General features: G+C 60.8%; 14 protein-coding genes. All 14 read left to right on the plus strand.

Annotated features, from left to right (window positions below; genetic code table 11):
* The first annotated feature begins 454 nt into the window (after nucleotides 1-454).
* From rfbF to pseI, 14 genes are read left to right on the plus strand one after another with little or no spacing between them, the layout of a single operon-like run.
* Nucleotides 455-1,228 carry a glucose-1-phosphate cytidylyltransferase gene (rfbF, locus tag H8F23_RS27150; RefSeq protein ID WP_186624419.1) on the plus strand — a complete coding sequence of 258 codons (774 nt, stop codon included), beginning with the start codon at nucleotides 455-457 and terminating at the stop codon, nucleotides 1,226-1,228.
* Nucleotides 1,210-2,292: a CDP-glucose 4,6-dehydratase gene (gene rfbG, locus H8F23_RS27155; RefSeq protein ID WP_194936411.1), complete on the plus strand. Its 1,083-nt coding sequence runs from the start codon at nucleotides 1,210-1,212 to the stop codon at nucleotides 2,290-2,292. Before rfbF ends, rfbG begins: the two co-directional genes overlap by 19 nt.
* Nucleotides 2,289-2,849, plus strand: coding sequence for a dTDP-4-dehydrorhamnose 3,5-epimerase family protein (locus tag H8F23_RS27160; protein ID WP_093439614.1), 561 nt, complete (start codon nucleotides 2,289-2,291; stop codon nucleotides 2,847-2,849). The genes rfbG and H8F23_RS27160 overlap by 4 nt, the downstream gene beginning before the upstream one ends.
* Nucleotides 2,846-4,072 (plus strand): class I SAM-dependent methyltransferase, encoded by a 1,227-nt coding sequence (locus H8F23_RS27165; protein ID WP_194936412.1) that lies wholly within the window; start codon nucleotides 2,846-2,848, stop codon nucleotides 4,070-4,072. The genes H8F23_RS27160 and H8F23_RS27165 overlap by 4 nt, the downstream gene beginning before the upstream one ends.
* Nucleotides 4,069-4,920, plus strand: a complete 852-nt coding sequence (locus H8F23_RS27170) for an NAD-dependent epimerase/dehydratase family protein (protein WP_194936413.1) — start codon at nucleotides 4,069-4,071, stop codon at nucleotides 4,918-4,920. Before H8F23_RS27165 ends, H8F23_RS27170 begins: the two co-directional genes overlap by 4 nt.
* The gene (locus H8F23_RS27175; protein WP_093439628.1) at nucleotides 4,917-5,987 is read left to right on the plus strand and encodes a class I SAM-dependent methyltransferase; all 1,071 of its coding nucleotides are present in this window, start codon (nucleotides 4,917-4,919) and stop codon (nucleotides 5,985-5,987) included. Before H8F23_RS27170 ends, H8F23_RS27175 begins: the two co-directional genes overlap by 4 nt.
* 17 nt (nucleotides 5,988-6,004) lie before the next feature.
* On the plus strand, nucleotides 6,005-6,742 hold the full coding sequence (locus H8F23_RS27180; RefSeq protein ID WP_093439633.1) for a cephalosporin hydroxylase family protein: 738 nt from the start codon (nucleotides 6,005-6,007) through the stop codon (nucleotides 6,740-6,742).
* Between the two features lie 54 nt (nucleotides 6,743-6,796).
* The gene (locus H8F23_RS27185; RefSeq protein WP_194936414.1) at nucleotides 6,797-9,712 is read left to right on the plus strand and encodes a TIGR00180 family glycosyltransferase; all 2,916 of its coding nucleotides are present in this window, start codon (nucleotides 6,797-6,799) and stop codon (nucleotides 9,710-9,712) included.
* 23 nt (nucleotides 9,713-9,735) lie between these two features.
* The gene (gene pseB / locus H8F23_RS27190) at nucleotides 9,736-10,737 is read left to right on the plus strand and encodes a UDP-N-acetylglucosamine 4,6-dehydratase (inverting) (RefSeq protein ID WP_194936415.1); all 1,002 of its coding nucleotides are present in this window, start codon (nucleotides 9,736-9,738) and stop codon (nucleotides 10,735-10,737) included.
* A complete protein-coding gene (gene pseC, locus H8F23_RS27195) occupies nucleotides 10,734-11,891 on the plus strand; it encodes a UDP-4-amino-4,6-dideoxy-N-acetyl-beta-L-altrosamine transaminase (protein WP_194936416.1) in 1,158 nt (385 codons plus the stop codon). The genes pseB and pseC overlap by 4 nt, the downstream gene beginning before the upstream one ends.
* 31 nt (nucleotides 11,892-11,922) lie before the next feature.
* Nucleotides 11,923-12,543 carry a pseudaminic acid biosynthesis-associated methylase gene (locus H8F23_RS27200; RefSeq protein WP_194936417.1) on the plus strand — a complete coding sequence of 207 codons (621 nt, stop codon included), beginning with the start codon at nucleotides 11,923-11,925 and terminating at the stop codon, nucleotides 12,541-12,543.
* Nucleotides 12,540-13,235, plus strand: a complete 696-nt coding sequence (pseF, locus tag H8F23_RS27205; RefSeq protein WP_194936418.1) for a pseudaminic acid cytidylyltransferase — start codon at nucleotides 12,540-12,542, stop codon at nucleotides 13,233-13,235. The genes H8F23_RS27200 and pseF overlap by 4 nt, the downstream gene beginning before the upstream one ends.
* Complete coding sequence (gene pseG, locus H8F23_RS27210; protein WP_194936419.1) at nucleotides 13,232-14,737, plus strand: UDP-2,4-diacetamido-2,4,6-trideoxy-beta-L-altropyranose hydrolase; 1,506 nt, start codon at nucleotides 13,232-13,234, stop codon at nucleotides 14,735-14,737. Before pseF ends, pseG begins: the two co-directional genes overlap by 4 nt.
* Entirely contained in the window at nucleotides 14,730-15,782 is a 1,053-nt protein-coding gene (gene pseI / locus H8F23_RS27215) for a pseudaminic acid synthase (RefSeq protein ID WP_194936420.1), read from the plus strand. Before pseG ends, pseI begins: the two co-directional genes overlap by 8 nt.
* Nucleotides 15,783-15,927: the final 145 nt, after the last annotated feature.

Raw genomic sequence — 15,927 nt, forward strand, 5'->3', positions numbered from 1 at the left:
CCTTCGCTCCGGGATCGATCCGGGGGGGCATCGCCTACGGTTTGCTTCGCTGCACCTCCTCTTGCTGTGTTTGGCTTCGCCAAACGGTCGCTACGCTCCCACCCCCGGATCAATCCCTCCGCTCAGCCTTCCGACGTCTGTTCGGCTTTGGATTTGTGGTGGGTTTTCCGCTTGTTCCAGAGGGAGTCGATTTCGGGCTTTTCAAAACCTGAGTTCGACCCGGTCTTTCACGTCGGCGTAGCTCTCCCAAACGCCTCACCCTAACCCTCTCCCTTTGGGAGAGGGTTAGGGGCTTGTGGAGCTGGCGCGTTTCCTGCAAGTCCCCTGTAAATCGCCATAAAACGAGCGCTCGCGGTCACTCCAGCGGCGCCCGGAGCGGCAAAAGGTTTAGCCAGACGGCCCGCAGCGCTCAACAAAGCCATGCGCAGCCCGGTGAAGAACAAGAGGGGAGACGATGAAGGCAGTTATTTTGGCGGGTGGCCTCGGCACGCGCATCAGTGAAGAGTCGCACCTCAAGCCCAAGCCAATGATCGAGATCGGCGGCAAGCCAATTCTCTGGCACATCATGAAGCAGTATTCCGCCCATGGAATTCACGACTTCGTGATCTGCCTCGGCTACAAGGGCTATGCGATCAAGGACTTCTTCGCCAACTACTTCCTGCACACCTCTGACGTCACCTTCAACATGCGTGAAAACCGCATGGACGTGCACCAGAATTACAGCGAGCCGTGGAGCGTCACGCTCATCGACACCGGTGAGGAAACCATGACCGGTGGGCGTCTGCTGCGTGCCGGCCGTTACCTCAAGGATGAAGAGGCGTTCTGCTTCACCTACGGCGACGGCGTTTCCGATATCAACATTGCTCAACTCGTGGATTTCCACAAAGCCCACGGCCGTCTGGCGACCGTCACTGCCGTGCAACCGCCGGGCCGCTACGGCGCGCTTGAGCGTCAGGGCGATCAAGTGCTGGGCTTCACCGAAAAACCTCGCGGTGACGGTGGCTGGATCAACGGTGGCTTTTTCGTGCTCTCGCCGAAAGTGCTGCCGTACATCGCCGATGACGCCACCACCTGGGAAGCCGAGCCGCTGGCGCGTCTGGCCGCGGACGAACAGTTGAAAGCCTTCGAGCACGAAGGTTTCTGGCACCCGATGGACACCCTGCGCGACAAAAACCATCTCGAAGCGTTGTGGCAGAGCGGGGAGGCCCCATGGAAGCAATGGGCCTGAGTGCGGATTTCTGGCGCGGTAAACGCGTCCTCGTTACCGGGCATACCGGTTTCAAAGGCAGCTGGCTGACCCTGTGGCTGCAAAGCCTCGGCGCGCAAGTCAGCGGCTTTGCCCTGGATCCGTCGACCGAGCCGAGCCTGTTTGAACTGGCGCGGGTGCATGAGGGCATCAACGATCAGCGCGGTGATCTGCGGGACCTCGGTGCCTTGCTGGAAATCATCGCCGACACCGAGCCTGAGATCGTTCTGCACCTGGCTGCTCAGCCATTGGTGCGCGAAGGCTATCGCGATCCGCTCGGCACGTACTCCAGTAACGTCATGGGCACGCTGAACCTGCTCGAAGCGATTCGTCAGGTCGGTTGCGTGCGCGCCTGCGTACTGGTGACCACCGACAAGGTCTACGCCAACAAGGAATGGCTGTGGCCATACCGCGAAGACGAAGCCCTTGGTGGCCACGATCCTTACAGCAGCAGCAAGGCCTGCTGTGAATTGCTCGCACAGTCGTATGCCGCGTCGTTTTTCCCGGCGGACAAATACGCCGAGCACGGTCTGGCCCTGGCCACCGCGCGCGCTGGCAACGTCCTGGGCGGCGGCGATTTTGCCCCTGAGCGCCTGATTCCCGACGTGCTCAAAGCATGGAGCGCCGACGAACCGGTGACCCTGCGTTATCCGCAAGCCGTGCGCCCGTGGCAGCACGCGCTGGAGCCACTGGCCGGTTATCTGCAACTGGCCGCCGGTCTCTACGAACAAGGCCCGGAATACGCCGGGGCGTGGAACTTCGGCCCGGGTGAAGCGGACATGTGCAGTGTTGGCGAAGTGGTCGAATTGCTCGCCAGCCGCTGGCCGCAGGCGTGCGGTTTGCGCATCGAAAAAAGCGAACTGCACGAGGCCGGCCTGCTGCGTCTGGACAGCAGCCGCGCGCGGCAACTGCTGGGCTGGCAACCGCGCTGGACCTTGCAGGCCTGCCTGACCCAGACCCTCGACTGGCACTTGGCGTGGCAGAACGGCGATGACATGCGCAACGTCACTCTCGGCCAACTGAACCTGTACCGAGGCGCGTTGTGAGCGAATTCTCCCTGAAGGCATTGCCGCTGGCCGGACTGTTCAGCGTCCAGCACAAACGTTTCGAAGATCAGCGCGGACACTTTGCCCGGCTGTTCTGCGAAGGCAGCCTGAGTGCGTTCGGCAGTGAGTTCCATATCCGTCAGATCAACCATTCCTGCACCCGTGAGAAGGGCAGTGTGCGTGGTCTGCATTATCAGAATGCCAATGCCCCGGAAGCCAAACTGATCACTTGCCTGCGCGGTGAAGTGTGGGACGTGGCGGTGGATCTGCGTCCCGACTCGGAAACCTTTTTGCACTGGCACGCCGAGCACCTCAAGGCCGGTGACGGTCGCAGCCTGTTGATTCCTGCTGGCTTCGCCCATGGTTTCCAGACCCTCACCGAAGACGCCGAACTGCTTTATCTGCACAGCGCCGATTATGCGCCGGAGCACGAGGGCGGGCTGTCGGTGAATGATCCACGGCTGGCGATTGCCTGGCCGTTGCCTGTCAATAATTTGTCAGCGCGTGATTCCAGCCATCCCGCGCTCGATCAACACTTTGCTGGAGTGCGTCTATGAACTGCCGTGGGTGCGCCGCACCGCTGAGCCTGCCGCTGATCGACCTCGGCACCTCGCCACCGTCCAACGCCTACGTCCACGCTGATCGCCTGGAGCAGGCCGAGCAATGGGTGCCGCTGAAAGTCGCAGTGTGTCAGCAATGCTGGCTGGTGCAGACCGAGGATTACACCCGCGCTGATAGCCTGTTCGACGCCGAGTACGCCTATTTCAGTTCGTTCTCCAGCACCTGGCTGGCCCATGCCGAGCGCTATGTCGCCGAGATGGTTGAGCGTTTCGGCCTGACCGCCGACAGCCGTGTGGTTGAAGTCGCCGCCAACGACGGTTACCTGCTGCAATACGTCGCCGCTCGCGGCATTGCCTGCCTGGGCGTTGAACCGACGCGCAGCACTGCACAAGCGGCACGCGAAAAAGGCCTGGAGATCCGTGAGCTGTTCTTCGGTCGCGACACTGCCATGCAGCTGAAAAGCGAGGGTTGGGGCGCTGACCTGATGGCGGCCAACAACGTGCTCGCTCATGTGCCGGACATCAACGATTTCCTCGGTGGCTTCGCGACGCTGCTCAAGCCGACCGGCGTCGCCACCTTCGAATTCCCGCAACTGCTGACGCTGATGGCTGGCGCGCAGTTCGACACGCTGTATCACGAACACTATTCCTACCTGTCGCTGACCGCCGTGCAGTCCCTGTGCGAGCGCAATGGTCTGGAAGTCTTCGACGTCAGCCAACTGAGCACCCATGGCGGATCGCTGCGGGTGTTCGTCCAGCGCAAGGACGGTGAACGCCGCGCGGTTCAATCAGCGGTGCAACAACAGTTGCAGGCCGAGCTGGAGGCCGGGGTAAAAACCGCCGAGTACTACGCCAGCCTCGCGCCCGCCGCAGAACGCATCAAGCATGACTTGCTGCGCTTTCTGTTGCAGGCCAAGGCCGACGGCAAGCGGGTAGTCGGTTATGGCGCGGCGGCCAAGGGCAACACCTTGCTCAACTACGCCGGGGTCAAAGCGGACCTGCTCGCCTGGGTGGCTGATGCCAACCCGCACAAGCAGGGTAAATTCCTGCCGGGCAGTCGCATTCCGATTGTCGCGCCGGCGCAGATCGCTATCGAGCAACCGGATTACGTGCTGGTGCTGCCGTGGAACCTGCTGCAAGAAGTCAGTCAGCAACTGGCGCAAGTGCGTCAGTGGGACGGCCGCTTTGTGATCGCCGTGCCCGAGTTGAAAGTGCTGTGAAGGTCCTTGTTACCGGCGCTACCGGTTTTGTCGGCCGCCATCTGGTTGCGGCGTTGCTGGCCCGTGGCTGTGACGTCCGGGCGGTGGCGCGCAACGCAGAAACCGCGCAAGGCATGCCGTGGATCAACGACGTCGAGTTTGTGCGCGCGGATATTCACGCCGCCGATCTCGATGTCGCTGCGTTGACCGCTGGTATCGATGCACTGGCGCATCTGGCCTGGCCGGGTTTGCCGAACTATCGGGCGCTGTTTCATTTCGAGCACAACCTGATGGCCGATTACCGCTTTATCAAAAGCGCGGTCGAGGCGGGCGTGCAGCAGGTGCTGGTCACCGGCACCTGTTTCGAATACGGCATGCAAAGCGGTCCGCTCAGCGAAAGCTCCGCGCCACAGCCGAGCAACCCTTACGGTCTGGCCAAGCATACGCTGCACCTGTTTTTGCAAAACCTGCAGCAGGAACTGCCGTTCACATTGCAGTGGGCGCGCTTGTTCTATCTGCATGGCGAAGGGCAGAACCCCAACAGCCTGTTGGCGGCTCTGGACCGGGCGATCGATACCGGTGAGCCGTCGTTCAACATGTCGGCCGGTGAGCAACTGCGTGATTTTCTGCCGATTGAAAACGCTGCCGGTTACCTCGCCGCGATCCTGCAACGACACGACTTCGACGGCGTGATCAATTGCGCCAGCGGCCAACCGGTGTCGGTGCGTTCATTGGTTGAACAGCGCCTGCGCGAACGTGGCGCGACACTGAATCTGAACCTCGGCCACTACCCATATCCGACCCACGAGCCCTTGGCGTTCTGGGCGGTGACCGAGCGCTTGCAACAGTTATTGGGAGAGCCGCAATGAGGCACGAGTTGTACCGGGTCACCGACCTGCCGGTGCTGCAGAATCGCACCTTTGCCGATCCCGCGTCGGCGCAGGCCTCGGCCAGTGCCGACATGCTGTTGGTGCAGGACGAGCGCAGCGGTCTGATTTTCAACGCGGCGTTCGACGCCGACAAGCTCAGCTACGACGCCGATTACCAGAACGAGCAGGCGCATTCCGGCCAGTTCCAGAAGCACTTGAGTGACGTCGAAGGCATCATCGCCAAGCACTTCAAGGGCCAGGAGTTGATCGAAGTCGGCTGTGGCAAAGGCTATTTCCTTGAGCTGCTCAAGGGCCTCGGTTATTCGATCACCGGCATCGACCCGGCGTACGAAGGCGAAAACGCCGACGTGATCAAGGCACCTTTCACTCGGGGCCTGGGTCTGGCAGCGGACGCCATCGTCCTGCGCCATGTGCTGGAGCACATTCAGGATCCGGTCAGTTTCCTCGCTGAAATGGCCAACGCCAATCAGGGCGGACAGATCTACATCGAAGTGCCGTGCTTTGACTGGATCCTCGAGCACAAAGCCTGGTTCGATCTGTTCTACGAACACGTCAATTATTTCCGTCTCGATGACCTGCGCCGGATGTTCGGCACCGTGCACGAGGCCGGTCACCTGTTCGGTGGCCAATACCTGTACATCGTCGCCGACCTGTCGACCTTGCGCCTGACTCCGGACCAACCGGTGCCGCGCCTGAGCCTGCCTGACGGTTTCACCGCCAGCCTCGATCGCGCCGTGCAGATCATTCAGTCCGCCCCCGAGCAGGGTTCGGCGATCTGGGGCGCTTCGTCCAAAGGCGTGATCTATTCGCTGTTCCTGCAACGTGCCGGTGTGGCGGTGGATCGTGTGGTGGATATCAACCCGGCCAAGCAGGGGCGTTATCTGCCGTTGAGCGGCGCGCGGGTGTCCTCGCCGCAAGAGGCCATGGACGCGCTGCCCGAGGGCGCCAACCTGTTTGTGATGAATTCCAATTACCTCGAAGAGATCAAGCGGATGACCGGTGGACGCTACGTCTATCACGCCGTCGACAGCGCTTCGTTTCAGTGACCCTTGAGATTATTAAAATGACCGACAACAGCATCAACCAAGCCTTCGAAGCCGAGTGCCGGGAACAGATTGCCCAGCAGGGTGATGACCAGAAACTGACCGGCCTGGCCCGCGATTTCTTCAACGAATCGGCCAAGCACAAATACAGCTACCACTTCTCGTGGATGGGCCGTCCGATCATCCAGTTGCCACAAGACATGATGGCCATGCAGGAGATCATCTGGCAGGTCAAACCGGATCTGGTCATCGAGTGCGGCATCGCCCACGGCGGTTCGATTATCTACTACGCCTCGTTGCTGGAGTTGCAGGGCCACGGCGAAGTGCTGGGCATCGACCTCGACATTCGCCCGCACAACCGCGAAGCGATCGAAAGCCACCCGATGGCCAAGCGCATCAAGATGATCGAAGGCTCGAGCATCGACGCCGGCATTGCTGCCCAGGTGCAGGCGGCGGCCAAAGGCAAGAAAGTCATTCTGGTTCTGGACTCCAACCACACCCACGATCACGTACTGGAAGAGCTGCGTCTGTACGCACCGCTGGTGTCGGTCGACAGCTACTGCGTGGTCATGGACACCGTGGTTGAAGACATGCCGGCCGATTTCTTCCCGGATCGTCCGTGGGGCCCGGGCGACAACCCGAAAACCGCCGTGTGGAAATACCTGGAAGAGAACCAGGATTTCGAGATCGACCAGCAGTTGCAGAACAAGCTGTTGATCACCGTGGCGCCGGACGGCTATCTGCGTCGCGTCCGTTAATTCGCAACATCACCAAGCGTTGTTTCGGCGAGTCGCCGGTTGTGGAGAGAAGTTATGCAAGGCAAGTACAGTTCTGAACTGGCGCTACCGCTCGAAGAGCTATTGACCGTCGTCCTGATTACTCACAATCGACCGGCGTTTTTGCGCCGGGCGGTGAAGTATTACAGCAGCTTGCCCTGCAGAATCATGGTGCTCGATTCGACACTCGAACGACCTGAAGGCGACTTTGACGCCGTCGATTACCACCATGTGCCGCAGTTCGCGTACTGGGGCATGCAGGCCAAACTGGCGTATGGCGTGGAGAAACTGACCACGCCATACATGGTGCTGGCGGCCGACGACGATTTCATCCTGCATGATTCGCTGGCAGAGTCCGTCGGTTTCCTGCATGCCAACCCTGATTACGGGATGTGCCACGGCTATTGCCTGATGTACCTGTCATTGGCCCATGGCGTGAACTACTACCGCCGCGACAAGAAAGTCCAGGAAGACTATGCGTCCGAGCGGGCGCAAGAGCGCGTCCTCGATTACATGAACCAGTACATCCCGCCGTTCTACGCGGTGACCCGTACTGATCTGATGAAAAACTGGCACTCGGCGTTGCCGCCGGGGACCAATTTCCAGTGGCAGGAAATCGGCCACGTCTACTACCTGCTGGCCAGTGCCAAGGCCCGCATCCTGCCGATTCCGTACGTGGTGCGCGAGATCAATTACGGTGTCTCCGAGCACAATACCGATGTGTATCACTCGCTGACCTACGTCGACGCCAAATCGGTCGCCGAACGAGAGGCGTTTGCCGAGTTTCTCGTCTCGCTGCCTACCGCTATCGAAGGGTTGGATGCCGGGCAGGCCAAGGCCTTTGCCCTGGAGAGTTTCGAGGCAATGGCCGACAGCCTGAAGTCCGGGCGGGCGCTGACTGCCGAGCTGATTTTCGAATCGACCTGGAACCAGGAACTGAAGGCGCCGGATCGGCGTTTTGGCCCGCTGCAGTACGTTGAAATGCCGTTCTACAACCAGGCATTCTTTGAGCGTCTGGAGCAGTTCGAATTCATGTTGCACACCCTGCCGGCCGGTCGCATGCAACTGGAAGGGCTGGAAGGCGTGTGGGCCCGTCAAGCGCACCTGTTGCAGGCGCGCAATAACGACACGGCGGAAAGTGTGGTTGACCGGTTATGGCAGGCCCATGATCTGAGTGCGTTCAACCTGACCGTGGTCAAACGTCTGGCGACCCAACTGGACATCGTCGGGGACGAAAGCGCTGCGCAAGCCATGCGCGAGTGGATCGCCCGTCTCGAAGCGCTACTGGTCGAAGATCATCAGCCAGTCTTCGGCAAAATGAAGTCCGGTCGCCTGTTGCAGTGGCTGGCGGCTCGCGCGCCGGCGATCGAACAACTTGAGTCGATAGGCCAACATCTGGCGACTGAAGGCGGTGGCCCGCAATTCGGCATTTTCCTGCTCGATCTGGACAACGACATCGACAAGTTGCAGGTGTCGCTCGACAGCCTGCTGGAAGGTCACTGCAAAGCGTTCAGGATTGTCGTGTTCACCACCGGCGAAGCACCGGCGGCGACGACGGCACAAAACACCCTGCACTTTGTTCGTGTCACCCAAAGCAACTTTGTCGACAAGCTCAACCAGAGCGCTCAGCAGTCGCCAAGCGATTGGTTGCTGCTGGGTGAGGCGGGTGACCAGTTCACCGCCAGCGGCCTGTTGCGCGCCAGTCTGGAACTGATGTCGGCCGAAGGTGTGCGTGCGGTGGCCACCGATGAAATCCAGCGCAAGGACAATGGCGCGCTGGTTGACGTGTTCCGTCCGGGTTTCAACCTGGATCTGCTGCAAAGCGTGCCGGCACTGATGGCGCGCCATTGGTTGATCCGCCGCGAAGTGTTGCTTGAAGCCGGCGGATATCAGGCTGACTTCAGCAAAGCGCTGGAATTCGACCTGCTGTTGCGCATCATCGAGCAGGGTGGCCTCGACGGTCTGGCGCATCTCGACGAGCCGTTGCTGATCACTCAGGCGGCAGAGCTTGAAGAAAACGCCCACGAACGTCAGGCATTGCTGCGTCATCTGGGCAATCGCGGCTACAAGGCCAAGGTTACGTCGACGGCGCCGGGCACCTGGCAAATCGATTACCGCCACACCGAGCAGCCACTGGTATCGATCATTGTGCCGGTCATCGATGATCTGCCAGTGCTGCGCCGCTGCCTGGAAGGCGTGTTGCTCAGAACCCGTTACAGTCGTTATGAAGTGTTGCTGGCGGCAAACGCCAATCAGTCGGCAGCGGTCAACGACTGGCTGGGCACGCTGCGCCACGCCAAAGTCAATGTGTTGCGAGCCGATCAGCCGCTGAGCGAAGTCGCGCTGTACAACGCCGCCAGCGAGCAGGCTCAAGGTGAGTATCTGGTGCTGTTGGCCGCAGACAGTGAAGTCGTCAACCCGAACTGGATCGATTCGCTGCTCAACCACGCCCAGCGTCCGGAAGTGGGCATCGTCGGTGCGAAATTGGTCGACCGTGACGGCAAGGTGGCCCAGGCCGGCTTGATTCTTGGTCTGAACGACGGCGTGGGTTCGGCCTTCATCGGCGAAAGTCACGCAGCAGACGGCTACATGCATCGCTTGGCCGTCGAGCAGAATTACTCGGCCGTGTCGAAGGTCTGCCTGATGGTGCGCAAAGAGCTGTTCAACGCGCTTGGCGGGCTGGATGAAGTGACGTTCGTCGAGGGTTATGCCGATGTCGATCTGTGCCTCAAGGCGAGTCAGGCCGGCTACCTCACCGTGTGGACGCCGTTGGTGCAGGTGCTGCATACCGGCGAGCTGCCGCAGGCGCCAGAAGCGCTGGCGGCACTGCGTGAAAAATGGAGCGCCGTCTTCGCGCAGGATCCGGCTTACAACGCCAACCTGGCGCTGAGCGGCAAAGGTTTCACCCTGGGTGAAAATGCCTCGATCAACTGGGCACAGTTGCTCGCTTAAGCGCGCCGGACAGGAATCAGCATATGTTCAACGGTAAATCGATTTTCATCTCCGGCGGCACAGGTTCGTTCGGGCGCAAATTCATCACGCGCCTGCTCGAGCAATACCAGCCCAAGCGCGTGGTGGTGTTCTCCCGTGACGAGTTGAAGCAGTACGAAATGCAGCAGACGTTCAACGCGCCGTGCATGCGTTATTTCATTGGTGACGTGCGTGACGCTGACCGTCTGCGTCAGGCCATGCGCGGCATCGACTACGTGGTGCATGCCGCTGCGTTGAAGCAAGTGCCGGCGGCGGAATACAACCCGACCGAATGCATCCGCACCAACGTCAACGGCGCGGAGAACATCATCGCCGCCGCCATTGATAACGGCGTGAAAAAAGTTGTCGCGCTGTCCACCGACAAGGCGGCCAGCCCGATCAATCTGTACGGCGCAACCAAGTTGCTTTCGGACAAATTGTTCGTCGCCGCCAACAATATTGCCGGCGAGCAGGAAACCCGCTTTGCCGTGGTGCGCTACGGCAACGTGGCCGGTTCCCGTGGTTCGGTGGTGCCGTTCTTCAGCAAACTGATCGCCGATGGCGCACAGGAACTGCCGATCACTGACGAACGCATGACGCGGTTCTGGATCACCCTCGACCACGGCGTGCAATTCGTCCTCGACAGCTTTGCGCGGATGCACGGCGGTGAAGTGTTTGTGCCGAAGATTCCATCGATCCGCATTGTCGATCTGGCGCGCGGCATGGCTGAACACCTGCCGCACAAGAACGTCGGCATTCGTCCCGGCGAGAAGCTCCATGAATTGATGGTGCCGCTGGACGATGCGCGGATGACCCTCGAGTTCGAAGATCACTACACCATCCAGCCGTCGATTCGCTTTACCAGCGTCGATGTCGATTTTGCCGTCGACAAACTCGGCGAGCAGGGGCGTGCCGTGAGCGAGGATTTCGAGTACCGCTCCGACACCAATCCGCATTTCCTTTCGGTCGGGCAGATCGCTGATCTGCACGCGAAGCTCTCGGCATGATTCCCTACGGTCGGCAGAGCCTCGATCAGGCAGACATCGATGCCGTCGTCCAAGTGCTGCAGTCGGACTGGCTGACCCAAGGGCCGAGCATCGAGCGTTTCGAGCAGGCAATGGCCGAGCGTTGCCAGGCTGACTTCGCCGTCGCGGTGTGCAACGCCACGGCGGCGCTGCACATTGCCTGTCTGGCCGCAGGCCTGGGGCCGGGCGATCGGTTGTGGACAACACCAAACACCTTTCTTGCCTCGGCCAACTGTGGACGTTATTGCGGTGCCGAGGTTGATTTCGTCGACATCGATCCGCTGACCTGGAACCTTGATGCGTTCGCCCTCGAAGCGAAACTCGATCAGGCCGAGCAGGACGGCACTTTGCCGAAGGTGCTGGTGGCGGTGGCGTTTTCCGGGCAGAGCTGTGACATGCGCAAGATTGCCGAACTGGCTGAGCGCTACAACTTCACCGTGATCGAAGATGCGTCTCACGCGGTCGGTGCCTCCTACGCCGGGCGGCCGGTTGGTTGCGGTGAGTTCGCAGCGATGACGGTGTTCAGCTTTCATCCGGTGAAAATCATCACCAGCGCCGAGGGCGGCATGGTGCTGACCAATCGGCCGCAACTGGCTGAGCGCTTGCAACGTCTGCGCAGCCACGGCATGACCCGCGATGCGCAGCAGATGAGCGAACCGAGCCACGGCCCGTGGTACTACCAGCAGATTGAGCTGGGTTTCAATTACCGCATCACCGATCTGCAAGCCGCGCTGGGTTTGTCGCAACTGAGCAAACTCGACGACTTCATCGCCCGGCGCCGCGAGCTGGCCGCGCGTTACGCTCGCCTGCTGGCGTACCTGCCGGTTACGTTGCCCAGCCCTCAGCCTGAGGCGGAATCGGCTTGGCACCTGTATGTGATTCGGCTGCAGACCGACCGCATCGGCCTCAGTCATCGTCAAGTGTTTGAAGGCTTGCGTGCTGCCGGTGTTGGCGTGAATCTGCACTACATTCCTGTGCACCTGCAGCCGTACTATCGCGACCTGGGCTTCGCCGAGGGCGATTTCCCCGAGGCCGAGCGTTATTACGCCGAGGCGATCAGCCTGCCGCTGTTTCCGCTATTGAGCGATGCACAGCAGGATTACGTGGTCGAGCAATTGCGTCGGCTGACCGAATAATTGCCGCTGAGGCAAAGGATGAGTATCTGCAATGCGTCATTTGAGTGAGCAGGAAAAGTTCTGGCAGGGCGACTTCGGCAACCAGTACGTCGCGCGCAATGTCGGTCAGCCGCTAGTGGCGGCGAACCTGGCGTTGTTTGCCAAAGCGCTGAGCCGGGCTGCAGGTATCGAGAGTCTGGTTGAGCTGGGCACCAATGCCGGCAACAATTTGCAGGCGTTGCATCAACTGCTCCCGCGTTGTGAACTGTTCGGCGTCGAGATCAATGAAAGCGCCTGTGCTCAAGCTCGGGCGTTGGACATTGCGCAGATCTGGCAAGGCTCGCTGTTCGATTTCCCGCGCGAGCGCCGCTACGACCTGACACTGAGTAAAGGCGTGCTGATTCACTTGGCCCCGGAGCTGTTGCCGACCGCTTATGCGCAGTTGTACGAGTTGAGCCAGCGCTACATCCTGATCGCCGAGTATTACAATCCGGCACCGGTGGAGGTGTCCTATCGTGGCAACAGCGGCAAGCTGTTCAAGCGCGACTTTGCCGGTGAAATGCTCGATCGCTATGCCGATTTGCACTTGCTGGATTATGGTTTCGTCTATCACCGCGATCCGCAGTTTCCTGTGGACGACATCACTTGGTTCCTGTTGGAAAAGCGCCCTTGAGCAACGTCGCAATCATCCCGGCCCGTGGCGGTAGCAAACGCATCCCGCGCAAGAACCTTGTGCCGTTCGACGGCGTGCCGATGATTGTCCGTTCGATCCGCACCGCGCTCGAGTCCGGCCTGTTCGACCTGGTGGTGGTCAGCACGGACGATGCCGAGATGGCCGAGATGGCGCGAGCGCACGGTGCACAGGTGCCGTTCATGCGTCCGGCGGCGCTGGCCGATGATTTCACCGGCACTGCTGCGGTTATCGTGCATGCGCTGGAGCAACTGCCATCCTTCGATTTCGCTTGCTGCATTTACGCTACGGCACCGCTGTTGCAGGTACGTTATCTACGTGAAGGCCTGGAGTTGCTGGAACGGCATGCAGACAAGTCGTTTGCGTTCTCCGTTTGCGATTTCGGCTTTCCGGTGCAACGGGCATTGACGCTGGACGAGCAGGGCGCCTTGCGCGCGTTGTATCCCGAGTTCCGCAACACCCGCTCGCAGGACCTGCCCAAAGCTTTTCAGGATGCCGGTCAGTTTTATTGGGGCCGTCGTGAGGCGTGGTTGCGCGGCGAGGTGCTCTATTCCCCAGCCAGCCTGCCGGTGATTCTGCCCCGGCATCTGGTCCAGGACATCGATACCCCCGAAGACTGGAAACGCGCCGAGTACCTTTACGCCGCGCTCAAGGCCGGCGGAGAACTGCAATGAGAGTGCTGATTCGCGCCGACGCCTCGCCGACCATCGGCAGCGGCCACATCGCCCGCTGTCTGCCGCTGGCGCGAGTGCTGCGCGCGCAGGGCAGTCATGTCGCCTTCGCCTGTCGACGGTTGCCGGGACATCGTCTGGAGGCATTGAGCGCCGAGGGTTTCGAAACGTTCGCGCTGCCTGATCGCTACGCCAATGAAGACCCACAGCAAGCCATCGAATCGATGCTGCCGTGGCAGGCCGACATTGATGCGCTGGGCTCGCAGCTTGAAGGTCAGGCCGAGTTTGACTGGATCATCGTCGACCACTACGGCCTCGATCATCACTGGCAAACCGCAGCGCGGCGCTGGGCGCATCGAATTGCAGCGGTGGATGATCTTGCCACCCGGCGCTACAGCGTCGATTTGTTGCTCAATCAGAATCTTTCCGGCCTCAGTGAAAACTATGCGCCGTTGCTGCCCGAGGGTTGTCGCACGTTGCTCGGGCCGCGTTATGCGCTGTTGCGCGAAGAATTCAACTGCCCTGCCATCGAGATCAAGCCCAAGGCGCGCCGGGTACTGGTGAACTTCGGCGGATTCGATGCCGCAATGCAAACCCACCACGCGATGCTGGCCCTGGCGGATTTCACCGAGCTGCAGGTGGACTTCGTCGCTGGCGCCGATAATCCGGCGTGGGCGCAGATGCAGGCATTGGCCGAGACACGGCCGAACTGGCGTCTGCACAGTTTTGTCAGCGATTTCTACCAGCGCATGAGCGAAGCCGACCTGTTTGTCGGCGCCGGTGGCGGCACCAGTTGGGAGCGCGCAGCGTTGGGCTTGCCGACAATTTGCATTGCCGTGTCGAACAACCAGCAGGCCAACGGCGAAGTCATGGCCGTAACGGGGGCACATGTTTTCATGGGCGCCCGTGAGCAGGTCAGTGTCGAGCAGTTGCGCGACGCCATCGGCTTCGTCGCCGACAATTATTATTTGCGACAGGGCTTGGCCGAGCGCTCGCGGCAACTGGTCGACGGACGCGGAGCGCTGCGCGTTGCTGCCGCTCTGGCCGGCGCAGTGCTCGCCATCCGTCCCGCCACGTTAGAGGATGCACGGCTGTTGTTCGATGGCCGCAATGCCGAACCGGTGCGGCGTTGGTCGCTGGCGAGCGCTGAAATCGACTGGTCGCAGCACGTCAACTGGCTGACCGCCAGTCTGCGTAATCCGCAGCGTTTACTGTTGATCGCCGAAGCCGATGACGGCCCGGTCGGTGTGTTGCGTTATGACCTGCGCGGGTTTGCTGCCGAAGTATCGATCTATCTGCTTGAGGGACGTTTCGGCCTGGGTTGGGGCAAGGCGCTGCTGACGCGGGGCGAAGCGTTCGTCATCCGCCACTGGCCGCAAGTGACCGCCATTACCGCTCAGGTACTGCCGGGCAATCGTGCCTCGTTGAATGTGTTTCATGACGCCGGATTCACTCAGAGTGCCTGTACGTTCACCCGTGTTTTGAAGGATCACCCCGATGACTAGTTTCAAGATTGGTAACCGCTTGATCGGTGCCGATGCGCCGCCCTTCATCATCGCCGAGATGAGCGGCAACCATAACCAGTCGCTGGACGTGGCCCTGCAAATCGTCGACGCGGCGGCCAAGGCCGGGGCACATGCCTTGAAGCTGCAAACCTACACCGCCGAGACCATGACCCTGGATCTGGCTGAAGGCGAATTCTTCATCAAGGATCCGAACAGTCTGTGGGCGGGTACTTCGCTCTACGATTTGTATGAAAAGGCCCATACGCCGTGGGAATGGCACGCGCCGATTTTCGCCCGGGCCAAAGAGCTGGGGCTGCTCGCGTTCTCGACGCCGTTCGATGACACCGCAGTCGACTTTCTTGAAAGCCTTGATGTGCCGGCCTACAAGATTGCCAGTTTCGAAAACACTGACTTGCCGTTGATCCGTCGTGTGGCCGCCACCGGCAAACCGCTGATCATCTCCACGGGCATGGCCAGCATCGCTGAACTGGATGAAACCGTGCGCGCCGCGCGTGAAGCCGGCTGCAAGGATCTGGTCTTGCTCAAATGCACCAGCACCTACCCGGCGACACCGCTCAACAGCAACGTGCGCACGATCCCGCATCTGCGCGAACTGTTCGGTTGCGAGGTGGGGCTGTCCGACCACTCGATGGGCGTAGGCGTGTCGGTGGCAGCGGTGGCGCTGGGGGCTACGGTGGTGGAGAAGCACTTCACCCTCGACCGTTCAGCGGGGGGCGTCGATGCCAGTTTCTCGCTGGAACCGGCGGAAATGGCCAGCCTGGTGGTGGAAACCGAGCGTGCCTGGCAAGCCATGGGCCAGGTGCATTACGGCGTCACAGAGGCGGAACGCAAGTCGCTGGTCTATCGCCGCTCGCTGTACGTCACTGCCGACATGGCCGCCGGTGACACCTTTAGCGGCGACAATCTGCGCGCCATTCGCCCCGGTCTCGGCTTGCCGCCCAAGCACGCCGAAGCCGTCCTCGGCCGCCGCGCGCGCTCGCCAATCAAGCGCGGCACGCCGCTGGACTGGTCGTTGGTCGAATAACCCGATCTGCACCGATTCGGCAAAATAGCGTGACCTGCGAGTCATAACGCGCATCTTCACTGTATTGTATTGATCGGGGAGATGGCGCCTGGCTCGTTTTCGATTCCAGTGATAGCCCTTTGCGCTCCCCGTGGCTGCCCTTTGT

The sequence above is a fragment of the Pseudomonas neuropathica genome, assembly GCF_015461835.1.
Taxonomy (GTDB): Bacteria; Pseudomonadota; Gammaproteobacteria; order Pseudomonadales; family Pseudomonadaceae; genus Aquipseudomonas; species Aquipseudomonas neuropathica.

Excerpts from the sequence above, each read along its gene's own strand:
- rfbF (WP_186624419.1), top strand. The coding sequence starts at position 455 with ATGAAGGCAGTTATTTTGGCGGGTGGCCTCGGCACGCGCATCAGTGAA.
- rfbG (WP_194936411.1), top strand. The coding sequence starts at position 1,210 with ATGGAAGCAATGGGCCTGAGTGCGGATTTCTGGCGCGGTAAACGCGTC.
- H8F23_RS27165 (WP_194936412.1), top strand. The coding sequence starts at position 2,846 with ATGAACTGCCGTGGGTGCGCCGCACCGCTGAGCCTGCCGCTGATCGAC.
- H8F23_RS27175 (WP_093439628.1), top strand. The coding sequence starts at position 4,917 with ATGAGGCACGAGTTGTACCGGGTCACCGACCTGCCGGTGCTGCAGAAT.
- H8F23_RS27180 (WP_093439633.1), top strand. The coding sequence starts at position 6,005 with ATGACCGACAACAGCATCAACCAAGCCTTCGAAGCCGAGTGCCGGGAA.
- H8F23_RS27185 (WP_194936414.1), top strand. The coding sequence starts at position 6,797 with ATGCAAGGCAAGTACAGTTCTGAACTGGCGCTACCGCTCGAAGAGCTA.
- pseB (WP_194936415.1), top strand. The coding sequence starts at position 9,736 with ATGTTCAACGGTAAATCGATTTTCATCTCCGGCGGCACAGGTTCGTTC.
- pseC (WP_194936416.1), top strand. The coding sequence starts at position 10,734 with ATGATTCCCTACGGTCGGCAGAGCCTCGATCAGGCAGACATCGATGCC.
- H8F23_RS27200 (WP_194936417.1), top strand. The coding sequence starts at position 11,923 with ATGCGTCATTTGAGTGAGCAGGAAAAGTTCTGGCAGGGCGACTTCGGC.
- pseG (WP_194936419.1), top strand. The coding sequence starts at position 13,232 with ATGAGAGTGCTGATTCGCGCCGACGCCTCGCCGACCATCGGCAGCGGC.
- pseI (WP_194936420.1), top strand. The coding sequence starts at position 14,730 with ATGACTAGTTTCAAGATTGGTAACCGCTTGATCGGTGCCGATGCGCCG.